The organism is Streptomyces sp. NK15101, assembly GCF_020400725.1.
GTDB lineage: Bacteria > Actinomycetota > Actinomycetes > Streptomycetales > Streptomycetaceae > Streptomyces.
The window spans coordinates 49,564-63,579 of the sequence record NZ_JAINVG010000011.1 but is presented as its reverse complement, the minus strand read 5'-3'; the positions used below and the strand labels follow the sequence as shown (position 1 = coordinate 63,579).

Sequence of the window (14,016 nt, the reverse complement as noted above, 5' to 3'; positions counted from 1 at the left end):
ACGCGGTGCGGCACAGCGGCGGCCCGGACGTGGCGCTGCTGCTCTCCGCCTGCCTCTCGACGCCGGCCGTCGAAGTCAAGGACAAAGGCCGGTGGCGGCCGCGCCCCGGCCGGCCCCGCCACGAGGACGAGCTCGTCTGCGGCGGACGCGGCCCGGACATCGTCGAAGCGCATGCGCTGTGCCGCTTCGTCCGCACGAGGCTCGACGGCACCCACGTCATCGCCGCGATGTCACTCCGGGACCGATCGGGTGTCCGTGCCCATCGATCGGGCACGGCTCTTCCGCGTTCCCTGTGAGCGGACCCCCGACCGGACACGGAGCCGGTCACGGGTCCGACGCCGCGTCCACCACATCGCGCAGACGACGCCTCCCGCCGCCCCGTACGCGACGGTCACCCCCGCGGTGCCGGTGACCGGGCCGGCGAGGTAGGCCACCGCACCCGCCAGGGCGACGCCGAGCCACTCCCAGCGGCCGTCCAGGGCGACGAGGGCGACGAGCAGCAGGGCGTACCAGGAGTAGCCGGGCGTCAGCAGGAGGAACGCCGTGCCCGTGGTCGACAGGGCGCCGTGCCACGGACGGTCGGGGTCGCCGCGCCACCACACCGCCGCCGACACCGCCGCGATGACCAGCAGCGCCGCGGGCGGCGCCCACGTGTCGGGCAGCACGAGGCGGAGCAGGGCGTAGCGGCCGCCCGCGCCCGCGTCGTCATAGCCCTCCTCCCGGGCGTATCCGCTCAGGTAGCCCAGGACCGAGCCGTCGGAGAGGAGGACGTACGGCAGGTACGCCAGCGCCACCGTCGCCGCGGCCGTCAGCGCCACGGCCGCGACCGCACGGGGCCGCCGGATTCCGGACAGCGCACCGGGCAGGAGCACGGCGGGCAGCAGCTTCGCGGCGACGGCCAGACCGAGCAGCACCCCGCCCGTGACGTGGCGGCGGCGTGCCACCAGAGCGAGCGCGCCGACCGACAGGAGCACGGCCAGGACGTCGACGTGGGCGTTGTCGACCGCCTCGACGGGGACCGCCGGGCACCACGCCCACAGGGCGGCCCGGCGTGGATCCCCCCGCCGGCGCAGGACGCCGAGCAGGAGGCCGCCGACGGCCAGAGCGAGAACGGCCGAGCCCGCCTGGAGCCCCTTGTGGCGGACGCCTTCCGGCGACAGCGCGTGGACGAGGAGGAACCAGCCCTCGGCCACCGGAGGGTAGATCGTGTGTACGGCGGGCCTGTTGATCCGGGTGCACCGGCCGTCGCCGACCGGCGCGAGGGCGGCGCCGTCCCGCCGGCAGGCCGCGGCGCGGGGAAAGAGCCAGTCGTCCCGGAGTCCGGCGAGCGCCGGGTCCGCCGGCGGGTGGTCGTACGGCGAGACGCCGGATGCCTGAACCCGGCCGTCCCACGCGTACCGATAGGAGTCCGTGCTCGTCCGCGGGGCCGCCACCAGGCCGGTCGCCGTCACCGCGACCGCCCCGGCGAGGACGAGCGGGACGACGTGCCGGCGGGGGACACGACGCAGGGCGACCGCGGCCGCCGCGAACACCGCCCACGCACCCGCGTACCCGGCCAGGAAACCGGTCCCGTGCGCGTCCGCGCGGAGCAGGAGGGCCAGCGACGCGGTCAGGAGCGACAGCAGGAGCACGGTGACGACGACGGGAAGCGGGGGGCGGCGGTCGCGGGGCATGGGCGCAGACTGGCAGCGCGCACGGCAGAGGCGGAGGAGACCCGGCGGGGCGTTCGGGTTTCGTAAGGTGTCGGACCGCCCGCGCCGCCGCTCGCGGCGGTGTCATGGACGGCATGACGTTCCGCATGCCCCGGCTGCCGCGCCCCGCGCTCCGGCCCCCGGCCGTCCGGCCGCCCGCGTTCACCGGGCGCCTTCACGATGCCAGAACCGCGACGGCCGTCGGCCGGTGGCTCGGCGCGGCCTTCGCCGTCTGCCTCGTCACCGGGCTCGTCAGCCACTACCTCCAGCAGCCGCCGGACTGGCTCGCCGACCGCCTGCCCTCCCGGCCGGTGTGGGGCTACGCGTTCACCCAGGGCCTCCACGTCGCCACGGGACTGGCGGCGATCGTGCTGCTGCTGGTCAAACTGTGGGCGGTGTACCCGCGGTTGTTCGTGTGGCCTCCGCTGCGGTCCGTGCGGCACGCCCTGGAGCGGCTGTCCGTCGCGGTCCTCGTGGCCTCGGCCGTCTTCGAGGTGCTGACGGGGCTGCTCAACATCGTCGAGTGGTACCCGTGGCCCTTCGCCTTCGTCCCCGTCCACTTCGCCGTCGCCTGGGTGGCGACCGGCTCGATCCTGCTGCACATCGCCGTCAAGGCCCCCGAGATCAGGGACCATTGGGGGCGCCGCTCGGCGGGCACCGCAGCCCTCCCGGCGCAGGACGAAGTCGACCGGCGCTCGCTGCTCCTCGCCACCGGCGGGGCCGTCGGCGTGGTGACGCTGACGACCGTCGGCCAGTCCTTCACGCCCCTGAAGGCCTTCGACCTGCTCGCGCCCCGGCACCCCGACCACGGCCCGCAGGGACTGCCCGTGAACCGGACCGCCGCCGCGGCCGGTGTGACGGCACGCGGTCTGGCGGGCTGGCGCCTGGAGGTCACGGGCCCCCGCCCGTACGTCCTCACCCTCGACGCCCTGAGATCGATGCCCCGGGCCGGAGCCCGGCTGCCGATCGCCTGCGTCGAGGGCTGGAGCGTCGACGCCGACTGGGGCGGGGTACGCCTCCGGGACCTGATCGAGCGGGCCGGCGGACGGCCGGGCCGGGACGCCGTGCGGGTGACCTCGCTGGAGGTGAGCGGGGCCTACCGGGTGATGGAGATGGGCGCGGAGTACGCGGACGATCCGCTCACCCTCCTCGCCCTCACCCTCGACGGGCAGCCGCTCGCGCTCGATCACGGTTTCCCGGCGCGGATCATCGCCCCCGGCCGGCCCGGGGTCCTGCAGACCAAATGGGTGCACGGGCTGGAGGTGCTGTGAGGACGGTGAGCGTGCTGCGGTACGCACTCGGGGCGCTGGGCGTCGCCCTCGTGGGGCTCGGAGCGTGGCTCGTGGTGGCCGAGCCGGATCCGCTCGGCGTGCTCGTGTGGCTGGCGGGTGCGCTCGTCCTGCACGACGGGATCCTCGCCCCCTTCGTCCTGGCCGTGGGGCTGCTGCTCGTGGGACGGCGCCGACGGGGCCCGCTGCGCGGGGCGTCGCTGGTCGCGGGGAGCGTGGTACTGGTGACGCTCCCCCTCCTCGTACGGCCGGGAGCGCCGCCCAACCCCTCGGCGCTGCCCCTCCCGTACGGGCGGAACCTCGCGGTCGTACTGCTGGCCGTAGCCGTGGTGACGGGCGCGCTGATCGCCGTACAGCGGTGGCGGGAGCGCCGTCAGGACCGGGCGGCGGCGGACGGCTGAGGGACGAGCGACAGGAACGTACGGCCCTCCAGGGTCCATTGCTCGCAGACGTCCCAGCCGGCACGCCGCGCGTGCGCGGCCGAGGCGCGGGAGCCGGCCCGGGCCCAGAGGAAGGACGCCCCGTGTCCGCCCCGGCCGTCCTCGACGCGTACCTCGCAGCACTCGTCGACGTCCACGGGCGCGCACTCCGTGAGGAGGCGCCCGGAGGGCGACACGACCTGGCGGAGCCGGCGCAGCAGGGCGGCCGGGTCGCCACCGATCCCCATGTTGCCGTCGATCAGCAGCGCCGTGTCCCAGCGCCCCTCGGCGGGCAGCGGTTCGAAGACCGACCGGCACAGGGCCGACCCGCCCAGCCGCAGAGTGCGGGCGACGGCCTCGGAGCTGATGTCGATGCCCAGGGCGCGCCGGCCCTCGGCGGCCAGCGCGGCCACGAGCCGCCCCGGTCCGCAGCCGACGTCGAGGACGGCGCCACGGCAGCGGTCGAGCACGGAGCGGTCGGCGCTGTCGGGTGCCGTGCACCAGCGCTCGATCTCCAGGGGCAGGAGCCAGCCGTCGTGCCGGCGCAGGAACAGCGGACCCCTGCCGGTGCGCAGGGCGCAGTCGTACGGGTCGGCCCGCCATGCCGTGGTCGTGGTCAACGGCCCGCTCCCGTGGTCGTGGCGGTCAGCTCGGCGTACCGGGCGGCGAAGCGGGTCCCGGGCGCGGCGGCCGCCACCTGCCGGGCGTCCGACGCGGTGTCCACGTCCCGCAGGACGGGCAGCTCTCCGACGCGCAGTCCGGCCGCCCGCAGCCGGGCGCGCTGGACGGCGCCGGTGCCGGACGTGGACATGGGGACGCCGAGCAGGAGGGAAGGGGCGGGGCGGGCGAGGCCGAGGGCCCAGAAGCCCCCGTCGGCGGCCGGCCCGAACCAGGCGTCGTGCGCCTCCCAGCGCAGGGCGGGAGCCAGGAGCTCCGGCGTGACGTGCGGGGTGTCCATGCCGATGAGCAGGGCCGGTCCCGCGCAGCCGGTGAACGCGGCGGCCAGGCGCGCGTCGAGCCCGCCGCTCGCCTGGGGGACGACCGCGAAGCCCGGTGGCAGCCACGGACCCGGCCGCCCGTCGAGCACGAGGACGTGCCGGTCGGCGGGGACGCGGGCGGCGGCCGAGAGGGTGTCGGCGAGTGCGGCCTCGGCGAGTGCGGCCGCCTCCTCGGGGGTGAACGGGGGAGTGAGCCGGGTCTTGACCCGGCCGGGCCGGGGCTCCTTGGCGATGACGAGGAGGGTGGTCACGGGCGGCCACCGCCCGCCGGCGCCGGTTCGTCGAGCACCCTGCGCATGTCGTGGACCGCCTGCCACGTGCCCTTCCAGGTGCCCGTGACCTTCGAGCGGCCCGTCCGGGGCAGGTACGGGACGTCGACCTCGCGCACGCGCCAGCCGGCGTCGGCCGCCCGTACGACCATCTGCAGCGGGTAGCCGCTGCGCCGGTCGTCGAGGCCGAGACCGAGCAGCGCCTCGCGGCGGGCCGCCCGCAGGGGACCGAGGTCGTGCAGCCGCAGCCCGGTGCGCCGGCGCAGCAGCCAGGACAGGGCGAGGTTCCCGGCCCTCGCGTGGGCCGGCCACGCGCCGCGCCCGGTGGGGCGCCGGCGGCCCAGCAGAAGATCGGCGGAGCCGTCGGCCACCGCATCGACGAGGCCGGGCAGCAAGCCGGGATCCAGGGAGGCGTCACAGTCGCAGAAGCAGACGAACTCGGCGTCGGAGGCGAGCAGTCCGGCGTGGCAGGCGGCGCCGAAGCCGCGCCGGGGCTCGTGCACGACGGTGGCGCCGAGGGCGGCGGCGACGGCCGCCGATCCGTCGGAGGAGCCGTTGTCGACGACGATCGCCCGCCATCCGGCCGGAACGCGGGCCAGGACCCAGGGGAGGGCATCCGCCTCGTCGAGGCAGGGAAGGACGACATCTACGGTCATGGGGGTCACGGGTCTCACCGTAGGAACCGCGGGGCCTCCCGGGGCCGCTCCACTCCTTACGAAACGCGGACGTCCTCCGTCGTACGCCCGGGTGGCCGTGACCGCCCGGCGGGCGGATGCGACGCTGTGCGGCATGAACGAGCACAGCGCCCCGCCGTCCCCGGCCCGGATCCTGGTGGTGGACGACGATCCGACCGTGGCCGAGGTGGTGACCGGATACCTCGGCAGATCCGGCTTCGCCGTGGAGCACGCGGCCGACGGTCCCGACGCCCTGCTGCGGGCCGGGGAACGGAGGCCGGACCTCGTCGTGCTCGACCTGATGCTGCCCGGTCTGGACGGTCTGGAGGTGTGCCGGCGGCTCCGGGAGACCGGTCCGGTGCCGGTGATCATGCTGACCGCACGGGGCGACGAGGAGGACCGGATCACAGGTCTGGAGGTGGGCGCGGACGACTACGTCACGAAGCCGTTCAGCCCGCGCGAGCTGGTGCTGCGCGTCGAGTCAGTGCTGCGCCGCAGTCGCGGAACCGGACCGGCGGCCACCCGGACGGTCCTGCGCGACGCGGACCTCGCCGTCGACCCGGTCACCCGGAGGGCCACCCGTGCCGGCCGCGAACTCTCCCTCACGCTGCGGGAGTTCGACCTCCTCGCGTACTTCCTGGAGCGACCCGGCGCCGCGCACACCAGAGAGGAGCTGATGCGGCGGGTGTGGGGCTGGGACTTCGGCGACCTGTCCACGGTCACGGTCCATGTGCGGCGGCTGCGCGCCAAGATCGAGGACGATCCGGCGCGGCCCCGGCTCATCCGGACCGTATGGGGCGTCGGATACCGCTTCGAGCCTCGCGAGGACGGGGAAACGCCATGAAGGACGTCCTGCTGATCGCCGGTTTCGCCCTGGCGGGAGCCGTCTGCGCCGGTCTCGCCGGAGCGGTCGTCCTCCGTCTCGTACGGCACCGTTCGGTCGCGGTCTCGTTGACGGTGGTCGCGGCCGTCACGGTGACGGCGATGCTCGCCGGGACGCTCGCCGTCGCGCAGGCGATGTTCCTGTCCGCGCACGACCTGTGGGTGGTGACCGTCGTCGTGGCCATGGCGGCCCTCGTCTCGCTCGGCACGGCCCTCGTCCTGGGCCGCTGGGTGGTGGCCCGCAGCCGGGCCCTCGCCCGTGCCGCGCGCGACTTCGGCGACGGCGGCCGCTTCTCCGCTCCCGACGGTGCCGCCACCGCCGAACTCGCCGCGCTCAGCCGCGAACTGGCGGCGACCAGTGCCAAGCTCGACGCGTCCCGCAAGCGCGAGCGTTCCCTGGAGGCGTCGCGCCGCGAGCTCGTCGCCTGGATCTCCCACGATCTGCGCACCCCGCTGGCGGGGCTGCGGGCCATGGCGGAGGCCCTGGAGGACGGCATGGCCGACGACCCCGCCCGCTATCACCGGCAGATCCGCACCGAGGTCGAGCGCCTGACCGCGATGGTCACCGACCTCTTCGAACTCTCCCGCATCCACGCCGGCGCCCTGGTCCTCAGCCCGAGCCGCATGTCCGTGTACGACCTGGTCGGCGACGCCCTGAGCGGCGCCGACCCGCTGGCCCGCGAGCACCGGGTGCGGCTCGTGGGAGAGGAGGTCGCGGCCGTACCCGTCGAGGTGGACGGCAAGGAGATGACCAGGGTCCTCGCGAACCTCCTCGTCAACGCGATCCGGCACACGCCGGCCGACGGGACCGTCGCGGTCGCGGCCGAGCACCGCGAGGACGCCGTCGTCCTGTCCGTCACCGACGGCTGCGGGGGAATCCCCGACGAGGACCTCACACGCGTCTTCGACACCGGCTGGCGCGGGACCGAGGCCCGCACCCCGCCGGCCGGCGCCGGGCTCGGCCTCGCCATCGTCCGCGGCATCGTGGAGGCCCACGCGGGCCGCGCCGAGGTCCGCAACGTCCCCGGCGGCTGCCGCTTCGAGGTCACCCTGCCGACGGCGGCGAGCTGAGCCCGGTCAGGCGAGGGCCGCCGAGGCCCGTTGTTCCGCCCGGGCGAACTCCGTCATGCCCTCGGCGAAGCCGACCACGGGCCGCCAGCCCAGCTCCCTTCGCAGCAGGGACGAGTCGGCGGTGACGTGCCGGACGTCGCCCAGCCGGTACTCGCCCGTGACCACGGGCCGAGGGCCACCGCACGCCCGGGCGAGCGCGACGGCCATGTCGCCCACGGTGTGCGGTTCGCCGCTGCCGGTGTTGTACGTGCTGAGCGCGCCGGCCGGCAGACCGTCGGCGGCCTCCAGCGCGACCAGGTTGGCCGCCGCCACGTCCCGCACGTGCACGAAGTCCCGCCGCTGGCCCCCGTCCTCGAACACGCGGGGCGCCTCGCCCCGGGCGAGGGCCGAGCGGAAGAGGGAGGCCACGCCGGCGTACGGGGTGTCGCGGGGCATCCCGGGCCCGTACACGTTGTGGTAGCGCAACGAGACCGCCGTGCCGCCCACCGCGCGCGCCCACGCCGCCGCCAGGTGCTCCTGGGCGAGCTTCGTCGTCGCGTACACGTTGCGGGGGTCGACGGGGGCGTCCTCCGCGACCGGGCCGGGGGCGAGTTCGGCGCCGCAGGCGGGGCAGCGCGGTTCGAAGCGGCCGGCGGCGAGGTCCCGGGGGAGGCGGGCGCCGGGCCGTACGACACCGTCCGCGGGGCACTCGTACCGCCCCTCCCCGTACACGACCATCGATCCGGCGAGGACGAGTCGCCGGACGCCGGCGTCCGCCATGGCGGCGAGCAGGACGGCCGTGCCGAGGTCGTTGCAGCTCACGTACTCCGGTGCGTCCGCGAAGTCCTTGCCGAGACCGACCATGGCGGCCTGGTGGCACACCGCGTCGACATCCCGCAGAGCGGCTCCGACCGCCGACGGATCCCGCACGTCCGCGCGGAGGAACTCCACGGCCGGCACCTCGGGAGTCACGCGGTGTGCGCTGGGCAGCAGAGCGTCGAGGACCACCGGCTCGTGCCCTGCCTCGGTGAGCGCGGTGACGATGTGCGAGCCGATGAACCCGGCTCCTCCTGTGACGAGTACACGCATGGGCGCGACGCTACGGACCGGGGCCGGGATCAGGAGGAGCCCGCGCCGGTCCGTAAGACTTCCGTCATCCCGGTGGGGGACCCGTGGCCGAACGGTCCCGGCCCGGTGGCGTAAGCCTTTCGTCATGGGGCCAGGACTGTTCCGTGAGGGGCGGATCGCCTTGGATGGCGGACGAAGGCGAGTACGGGATGCAGGGAGGGAAGGCGTCGTGGAGAGCGTCACGAGGAAGCGGCGGTCGTGGGCCGCGGTGATCGTCGCGGGTCTGGCGGTGGCGGTGGCGGTGGCCGGGTCGCTGTGGTTCAAGCCCTGGGCGCTGTGGGTGGACGAGACGGTGAACGAGGCGTTGCCCTCCGCGGGCGCGACTCCCGCTGGGCCGGCGACGGGTGAGCCCTCCTCCGCGTCGGCCGCTCCCGCACCGTCCGGCCCGGCCACCGTCGCGCAGGGCACCTTCGTCAGCCACGAGCACACCACGACCGGCACGGTGAAGATCGTCCGGCTCGCGGACGGCACCCACACGCTCCGGCTCGAAGGCCTGGACACGAGCAACGGCCCCGACCTGCGCGTCTGGTTGAGCGACGCGCCGGTGAAGGAGGGCAAGGCGGGCTGGGACGTCTTCGACGACGGGAAGTACGTCAACCTCGCCAAGCTGAAGGGCAACAAGGGCGACCAGAACTATCCGCTGCCCGCCGGCTTCGACTGGTCGACGTATCCGAGCGTCAGCATCTGGTGCGACCGGTTCGACGTCTCCTTCGGCGCCGCGGCGCTCGCCCGCACCTGAAACCCGTCAGGCGGTCCGTCCGTCCCGATGCCCCGGAGCACGCATGCCCGGGGCATCGGCACGTGGCATCCCGCTCCCGAGCGCCGCACCTCATGACGCTTTCGGCATCCCCTTGACGCCGCCTGGGACGGCTGTCCTAGAGTGGCGTCCGGCAGGTAGGACGATCGTCCTAGCGGTGGATGAGGGCTGTGAGGTCGTGGGGTGGCGGGAAGCACGGACACGCGGGCGCAGATCGTCGATGCCGCGAACCGGCTCTTCTACGCGAAGGGTTTCGAGCACACGTCGTTCGCGGCGATCGCCGAGACGGTGGGCATCTCGCGGGGCAACTTCTACCACCACTTCAAGAGCAAGGACGAGATCCTCGGCGCGGTCATCGAGGCCCGGCTCCGGAGCACGCGCGCGATGCTCGCGGAGTGGGACCGGGACGAGCCGGGTCCCGCCGGGCGGGTGCGGCGGTTCGTGGAGATCGTCATCACCAACGCCACTGACATCCAGAACTTCGGCTGCCCGGTCGGGACTCTGACGAACGAGCTCGCCAAACTCGGTCATCCCGCACGGCCCCGGGCCGTCGCCGTCTTCGACCTGTTCCGGACGTGGCTCCGGGCGCAGTTCGAGGAGCTCGGCTTCGCCGACGAGGCCGACGACCTCGCGATGCACGTCCTGGCCTTCGGCCAGGGAGTGGCGACCGTGTCCAACGCCTTCCACGACGGCGAGTTCGTACGGCGGGAGGTCGACCGCCTCCACGCCTGGCTCGACGAGCGCCTCGCGCACGGCCCGGCACCGCGCTCCGCCCACTGAGCCCGGCCTCTTTCCCCCTCCGACAGTCGAAGGAGATCTCCGTGTTCGTCGTCCTGCTCCGCTTCGCGGCCCACAAGAACAAGGCCCCTGATCACATGGCGGAGCATCAGAAGTGGATCCGGCAAGGCGTGGAGGACGGGGTCTTCCTGCTGGTCGGAAGCCTCCAGTCCGGCCAGGGGGGTGCCGTGCTGGCCCATGGCGCGACCCTCGACGAGCTGGAGGAGCGGGTCGCGGCGGATCCGTTCGTCGCCCACGAGGTGGTCTCGGCCGAGATCGTCGAGATCGCGCCGAACACCACCGATCCCCGGCTCGCCTTCCTGGCGGCCTGAGCCGTGGCCGTGCTCATCGCCCCCGGCCGCGCCCCTCAGCTCAACCGGTCGAGTGCGGCCAGGATGTCGGCCGGTTCGGCGCGGGCGGTGTAGTCCGTGTCCACGAAGGCCCAGCGGATCGTGCCGTCGCGGTCGATGACGTAGGTCGCCGGCACGGGCAGGGTGCGCGGGTGGCCGGCGTTCGAGCGGTCGAGGTCGATGCCGAAGCCGGCGTAGACGGCCGCGAGGTCGTCCGGCAGGTCGAAGGCGAGACCGTACTGCTGGGCGGTCTCGCAGCCGAGGTCGCTGAGCACGTCGAAGGCCAGCTCGTTCTTCTCGGCGTACGACAGCGACTCGTCGGGGACCTGCGGCGAGACGGCGACCAGCCGCGCCCCGCGGGCGGTGATGGCGTCGTGGTGCTGCTGCAGGGAGCGCAGGGCGATGTTGCAGTAGGGGCACCAGGTGCCGCGGTAGAAGGTCAGCACCACCGGTCCGTCGGCGAGCAGTTCGGGCAGGTCGACGGTGCGGCCGGTGGCCGAGGGCAGGGTGAAGGACGGTGCCTTCGCGCCGACGGTCAGGGCCCGGTCGGCCTGCCCGGACTCGGCCAGCTCGCGCGCCGCGCGCCGCATGACGGAGCGGACGTCGTCGGGGACCTGCTGCCGGCGGCTGTCGAAGAAGGCGCGCAGCTCGGCGTTGACGCTCATGGGTCTCCTCCCGGAGTCATCTTGGAACGTTCGTTTCAAGATAGCGATGAGAGCGCACTCCAAGTCAACGGTGGAGCGGGTATCTTGGAATCATCGGTTCAAGAAGGGGCGGCGGGGCATGGCGGACGTCAAGCACTTCGATCCGGACGCCACCCTGGACACGGTGGTGCGGCTGTTCTGGCGTCAGGGCGTGGCCACCACCGGGATCCAGGACATCGTCGACGTCACCGGGCTCAACCGCTCCAGCCTGTACGCGACCTTCGGCGGCAAGCAGGAGCTGTACCGCACGGCCCTCGAACGGTACGTCCAGGACCGGTCACGGCTCGGCCGGCTGGAGGAGGACGACCGCGGACTGCCGGCCGTCACCGAGTTCTTCGCCACGCTGATCGAGACCCGCTGCACCGGTGAGTTCGCCGGATGGGGCTGCATGATCTCCAACGCGCACGCGGGCACCGAGAACGGCGATCCCGCCGTCCGCGCCATCCTCGACCGCCAGCACCAGCGCCTGCGCACCGCCCTCCACACGGCGCTCCTGGCGGCACGGCGGCAGCGACAACTCGCCGAGGGCGCCGACCCGGACTCCGCGGCCGACATCCTGGCCCTCCTGGCACACGGCGTGAACCTGCGCTCCCGTGCCGGGGCGGACGCCCAGGAGCTGCACGGAACCGTCGCGGCGGCGATCGCCGCTGTGGCGCGCGGAGAGTGATCCCCCTGCCGAGGCGCGCCTTCGGCCGGCCGGGGCGCGGTCGCCGCCCTCGAACGACGACCTCGTCAGCGCTGCTTGCGGAGGTGCTCGAAGAATCCGGCGGTGCCCCCCGCCCTGCTGCCGGGCGGGGGGCACCGCCGTCCGTTCACCGCGCCCGGGCCGCCCGGGCCGTACGGGCGAGGGCGTCCCGGGCCGCTTCTTCGGCGATGGCGCGGTCCTCCGGGACCACGCCGATGCGGGTGCGGCGGTCGAGGAGGTCGGAGGCGTCGAGGGCGCCTTCGTGGCGGACCGCCCAGACCAGTTCGGCGCCCGTGACGGGGTGGCCGGGCACGACGGGCTCGGCCAGGGCGGGGTCTTCGAGCCCGAGGGCGTGGACGGCCGGGGCTTCGGAGCCGTAGCGCTGTACGAGGCGGGGCGGGACGTCGAGACCGGCGAGGGTCCGCGGGCCGGCCGCGCCGACGAGGGGGAGGGACGCGGTGCGGCATGCGCCGGCGGCCAGGCCGCGGACGGCGACGGCCGCGTCGACGGCGTCCTGGGCCATGCGGCGGTAGGTGGTCAGCTTGCCGCCGACGACGGTGACGATGCCGTCGGGCGAGGTGAGCACGGCGTGCTTGCGCGAGATGTCGGCGGTGCGGCCCTCCGAGTCCCGGGTGTCGAGCAGGGGCCGCAGTCCGGCGAAGGCCCCGACCACGTCGGAGCGGTGGACGGTGACGTCGAGGGCGGAGCCGAGAACGTCGAGGAGGAAGCCGATGTCGGTCTCGGGGACCTCCGGCACGTCGGGGACGTCGCCGTCGACGGGCTCGTCGGTGAGGCCGACGTACACGCGCCCGTCGCCCTGGGGCAGGACCAGGACGAAGCGGTTCGTCTCGCCGGGGATCGGGATGTGCAGTCCGGCGGAGAGCCGGCCGAGGGTTTCCGACCGCAGGACGAGGTGGGTGCCCCGCGAGGGCCGCAGGCGTATGTCGTCGATGAGGCCGCCCGCCCAGACCCCGGCCGCGTTGACGACGGTGCGGGCGCGGACACGCAGCTCCTGGCCTGTGGTCTCGTCGCGCACCAGCGCGCCGTCGCCGTGGAGTTCCAGGGCCCGGGTGCGGGTGAGGACGCGGGCGCCGTAGGCGGCCGCGGTGCGGGCGATCGCGGTCACCAGGCGTGCGTCGTCGGAGAGCCGTCCGTCCCAGGAGAGCAGTCCGCCGCGCAGGCCGACGGGGCGCAGGGCCGGGGCGAGGTGGCGGGTCTCGACGGCGGACAGCGTGCGCGGCTGCGGCAGCGTGCGGCGCGAGGTGCGGGCACCGACGCGCAGCAGGTCGCCCGCGACGAATCCGGCGCGGGCGAGGGCGGCCTGGCCGCGGCTGACGAGCGGGGTGAGGGGGAGCACGAAGGGCTGGGCGCGGACGAGGTGGGGGGCGGTGCGCTCCATGAGGATGCCGCGTTCGACGGCGCTCTCGTGGGCGACGTCGAGCTGCCCGGACGCGAGGTAGCGCAGTCCGCCGTGGATCAGCTTGGAGCTCCAGCGGGAGGTGCCGAACGCCAGGTCGTGGGCGTCGATCGCGGCGACGCGGAGCCCGCGGGTGGCGGCGTCGAGCGCGGCTCCGGCTCCGGTGGCGCCGAGCCCGACGACGAGTACGTCGACGACGTCGCCGTCGGCGAGCCGGTCCAGTTCGCGCCGGCGCCGCTCGGCGTCGAGCGAGGAGCCGGGCAGGGCGGTGCTGCTCGTGGGGTTCATGGGGCGAGGGTCCTCTCCAGCAGGGTGCGCAGCTCTTCGAGGAAGGCGGCTTCGCTCAGTTCGGGATCGTCCTCGTCGGCCATGGTGCGCAGCGAGAGCGTGAAGGACTGGACGACCAGCAGCAGGGACCGGGCCTGCAGGTCGAGGTGGGCGCGGCGTACGGAACCGTCCTCGTGCCCTTCTTCCAGCGCTGTGAGGAGGAGTCCGAGGAGGGCGTCCTGGCTGGCGCCCCGCCGGTCGAGGACGTACGGCAGCAGCAGCTCGGGGTCGACGTCGAGGATCTTCCGGAACAGCGGATGCGACCGGAACGCGGCGACTCCCGCCACCAGCCCCTCGACGATCCGGGCCCGTTCGGGCCGGTCGTCGTCGGCGGGCGGCATGGCGCCGGCGGCGACGGCGATCCATTCACGGGTCATCAGGTCGCCGACGAGGGTCCGCACGTCGGGCCAGCGCCGGTACAGCGTCATCCGGGACACGCCGGCCCGCCGGGCGACGTCGGTGAGGGTGGTTCGCCGTACGCCGACGGCGAGCACGCAGTCGCGTGCTGCGTCGAGTACGGGGTCTGCGTCCGCATGGTTGTGACGAATGGGCGTCATCTGTCACAGTGTAATGCCAGTGCGGGCCGAGCGGCAGCGCCG

16 protein-coding genes are annotated in these 14,016 nt (G+C 74.5%); 8 read left to right on the top strand and 8 right to left on the bottom strand.

The annotated features are described in order from the left end of the window. Positions 1-230: 230 nt before the first annotated feature. On the bottom strand, positions 231-1,673 hold the full coding sequence (locus tag K7G60_RS08795; protein ID WP_225800234.1) for a glycosyltransferase family 87 protein: 1,443 nt from the start codon (positions 1,671-1,673) through the stop codon (positions 231-233). A gap of 113 nt (positions 1,674-1,786) precedes the next feature. Between K7G60_RS08795 and K7G60_RS08790 the strand changes: the two genes are divergently transcribed. Both K7G60_RS08790 and K7G60_RS08785 read left to right on the top strand, forming a co-directional pair. Further along, positions 1,787-2,962: a molybdopterin-dependent oxidoreductase gene (locus K7G60_RS08790; protein ID WP_225800233.1), complete on the top strand. Its 1,176-nt coding sequence runs from the start codon at positions 1,787-1,789 to the stop codon at positions 2,960-2,962. Between the two features lie 11 nt (positions 2,963-2,973). Next, complete coding sequence (locus K7G60_RS08785; protein ID WP_308080506.1) at positions 2,974-3,381, top strand: hypothetical protein; 408 nt, start codon at positions 2,974-2,976, stop codon at positions 3,379-3,381. Here K7G60_RS08785 and K7G60_RS08780 read toward each other — a convergent pair. The 3 genes from K7G60_RS08780 to K7G60_RS08770 are packed head-to-tail and all read right to left on the bottom strand — an operon-like array spanning position 3,354 to position 5,322. After that, positions 3,354-4,019: a bifunctional 2-polyprenyl-6-hydroxyphenol methylase/3-demethylubiquinol 3-O-methyltransferase UbiG gene (locus K7G60_RS08780; protein ID WP_225800232.1), complete on the bottom strand. Its 666-nt coding sequence runs from the start codon at positions 4,017-4,019 to the stop codon at positions 3,354-3,356. The genes K7G60_RS08785 and K7G60_RS08780 overlap by 28 nt on opposite strands. Further along, positions 4,016-4,648 (bottom strand): DUF2064 domain-containing protein, encoded by a 633-nt coding sequence (locus K7G60_RS08775; protein ID WP_225800231.1) that lies wholly within the window; start codon positions 4,646-4,648, stop codon positions 4,016-4,018. Before K7G60_RS08775 ends, K7G60_RS08780 begins: the two co-directional genes overlap by 4 nt. Further along, on the bottom strand, positions 4,645-5,322 hold the full coding sequence (locus tag K7G60_RS08770) for a glycosyltransferase family 2 protein (protein WP_225800317.1): 678 nt from the start codon (positions 5,320-5,322) through the stop codon (positions 4,645-4,647). Before K7G60_RS08770 ends, K7G60_RS08775 begins: the two co-directional genes overlap by 4 nt. 133 nt (positions 5,323-5,455) lie before the next feature. Here K7G60_RS08770 and K7G60_RS08765 point away from each other — a divergent pair, with 133 nt between their 5' ends. Both K7G60_RS08765 and K7G60_RS08760 read left to right on the top strand, forming a co-directional pair. After that, complete coding sequence (locus K7G60_RS08765; protein ID WP_225800230.1) at positions 5,456-6,184, top strand: response regulator transcription factor; 729 nt, start codon at positions 5,456-5,458, stop codon at positions 6,182-6,184. Continuing rightward, positions 6,181-7,293, top strand: a complete 1,113-nt coding sequence (locus K7G60_RS08760) for a sensor histidine kinase KdpD (RefSeq protein WP_225800229.1) — start codon at positions 6,181-6,183, stop codon at positions 7,291-7,293. Before K7G60_RS08765 ends, K7G60_RS08760 begins: the two co-directional genes overlap by 4 nt. A 6-nt stretch (positions 7,294-7,299) precedes the next feature. Here the strand turns inward: K7G60_RS08760 and K7G60_RS08755 are convergent, their stop codons facing one another. Further along, positions 7,300-8,361, bottom strand: coding sequence for an NAD(P)-dependent oxidoreductase (locus tag K7G60_RS08755; protein WP_225800228.1), 1,062 nt, complete (start codon positions 8,359-8,361; stop codon positions 7,300-7,302). 208 nt (positions 8,362-8,569) lie between these two features. On the opposite strand from K7G60_RS08755, the gene K7G60_RS08750 reads away from it, so the two are divergent. From K7G60_RS08750 to K7G60_RS08740, 3 genes are all read left to right on the top strand, one after another. Beyond that, complete coding sequence (locus K7G60_RS08750) at positions 8,570-9,139, top strand: DM13 domain-containing protein (RefSeq protein ID WP_374115609.1); 570 nt, start codon at positions 8,570-8,572, stop codon at positions 9,137-9,139. 201 nt (positions 9,140-9,340) lie between these two features. Next, entirely contained in the window at positions 9,341-9,937 is a 597-nt protein-coding gene (locus tag K7G60_RS08745; RefSeq protein WP_225800227.1) for a TetR/AcrR family transcriptional regulator, read from the top strand. A gap of 41 nt (positions 9,938-9,978) precedes the next feature. Continuing rightward, positions 9,979-10,266 (top strand): YciI family protein, encoded by a 288-nt coding sequence (locus K7G60_RS08740; RefSeq protein ID WP_225800226.1) that lies wholly within the window; start codon positions 9,979-9,981, stop codon positions 10,264-10,266. A 35-nt stretch (positions 10,267-10,301) separates the two neighbouring features. On the opposite strand, the gene K7G60_RS08735 is transcribed toward K7G60_RS08740, so the two are convergent. Next, complete coding sequence (locus K7G60_RS08735; RefSeq protein ID WP_225800225.1) at positions 10,302-10,949, bottom strand: peroxiredoxin-like family protein; 648 nt, start codon at positions 10,947-10,949, stop codon at positions 10,302-10,304. 118 nt (positions 10,950-11,067) lie between these two features. Here K7G60_RS08735 and K7G60_RS08730 point away from each other — a divergent pair, with 118 nt between their 5' ends. After that, a complete protein-coding gene (locus K7G60_RS08730; RefSeq protein WP_225800224.1) occupies positions 11,068-11,655 on the top strand; it encodes a TetR/AcrR family transcriptional regulator in 588 nt (195 codons plus the stop codon). Positions 11,656-11,800: 145 nt separating this feature from the next. Here the strand turns inward: K7G60_RS08730 and K7G60_RS08725 are convergent, their stop codons facing one another. Then, positions 11,801-13,378, bottom strand: a complete 1,578-nt coding sequence (locus K7G60_RS08725; protein WP_225800223.1) for a glycerol-3-phosphate dehydrogenase/oxidase — start codon at positions 13,376-13,378, stop codon at positions 11,801-11,803. After that, positions 13,375-13,974 carry a TetR/AcrR family transcriptional regulator gene (locus tag K7G60_RS08720; RefSeq protein ID WP_225800222.1) on the bottom strand — a complete coding sequence of 200 codons (600 nt, stop codon included), beginning with the start codon at positions 13,972-13,974 and terminating at the stop codon, positions 13,375-13,377. Before K7G60_RS08720 ends, K7G60_RS08725 begins: the two co-directional genes overlap by 4 nt. Positions 13,975-14,016 lie beyond the last annotated feature (42 nt).

What these genes read in the sequence shown, in the direction of transcription:
- K7G60_RS08795 (WP_225800234.1), bottom strand. Translation starts at nt 1,673, where the DNA reads ATGCCCCGCGACCGCCGCCCCCCGCTTCCCGTCGTCGTCACCGTGCTC.
- K7G60_RS08790 (WP_225800233.1), top strand. Translation starts at nt 1,787, where the DNA reads ATGACGTTCCGCATGCCCCGGCTGCCGCGCCCCGCGCTCCGGCCCCCG.
- K7G60_RS08770 (WP_225800317.1), bottom strand. Translation starts at nt 5,322, where the DNA reads ATGACCGTAGATGTCGTCCTTCCCTGCCTCGACGAGGCGGATGCCCTC.
- K7G60_RS08765 (WP_225800230.1), top strand. Translation starts at nt 5,456, where the DNA reads ATGAACGAGCACAGCGCCCCGCCGTCCCCGGCCCGGATCCTGGTGGTG.
- K7G60_RS08760 (WP_225800229.1), top strand. Translation starts at nt 6,181, where the DNA reads ATGAAGGACGTCCTGCTGATCGCCGGTTTCGCCCTGGCGGGAGCCGTC.
- K7G60_RS08755 (WP_225800228.1), bottom strand. Translation starts at nt 8,361, where the DNA reads ATGCGTGTACTCGTCACAGGAGGAGCCGGGTTCATCGGCTCGCACATC.
- K7G60_RS08735 (WP_225800225.1), bottom strand. Translation starts at nt 10,949, where the DNA reads ATGAGCGTCAACGCCGAGCTGCGCGCCTTCTTCGACAGCCGCCGGCAG.
- K7G60_RS08730 (WP_225800224.1), top strand. Translation starts at nt 11,068, where the DNA reads ATGGCGGACGTCAAGCACTTCGATCCGGACGCCACCCTGGACACGGTG.
- K7G60_RS08725 (WP_225800223.1), bottom strand. Translation starts at nt 13,378, where the DNA reads ATGAACCCCACGAGCAGCACCGCCCTGCCCGGCTCCTCGCTCGACGCC.
- K7G60_RS08720 (WP_225800222.1), bottom strand. Translation starts at nt 13,974, where the DNA reads ATGACGCCCATTCGTCACAACCATGCGGACGCAGACCCCGTACTCGAC.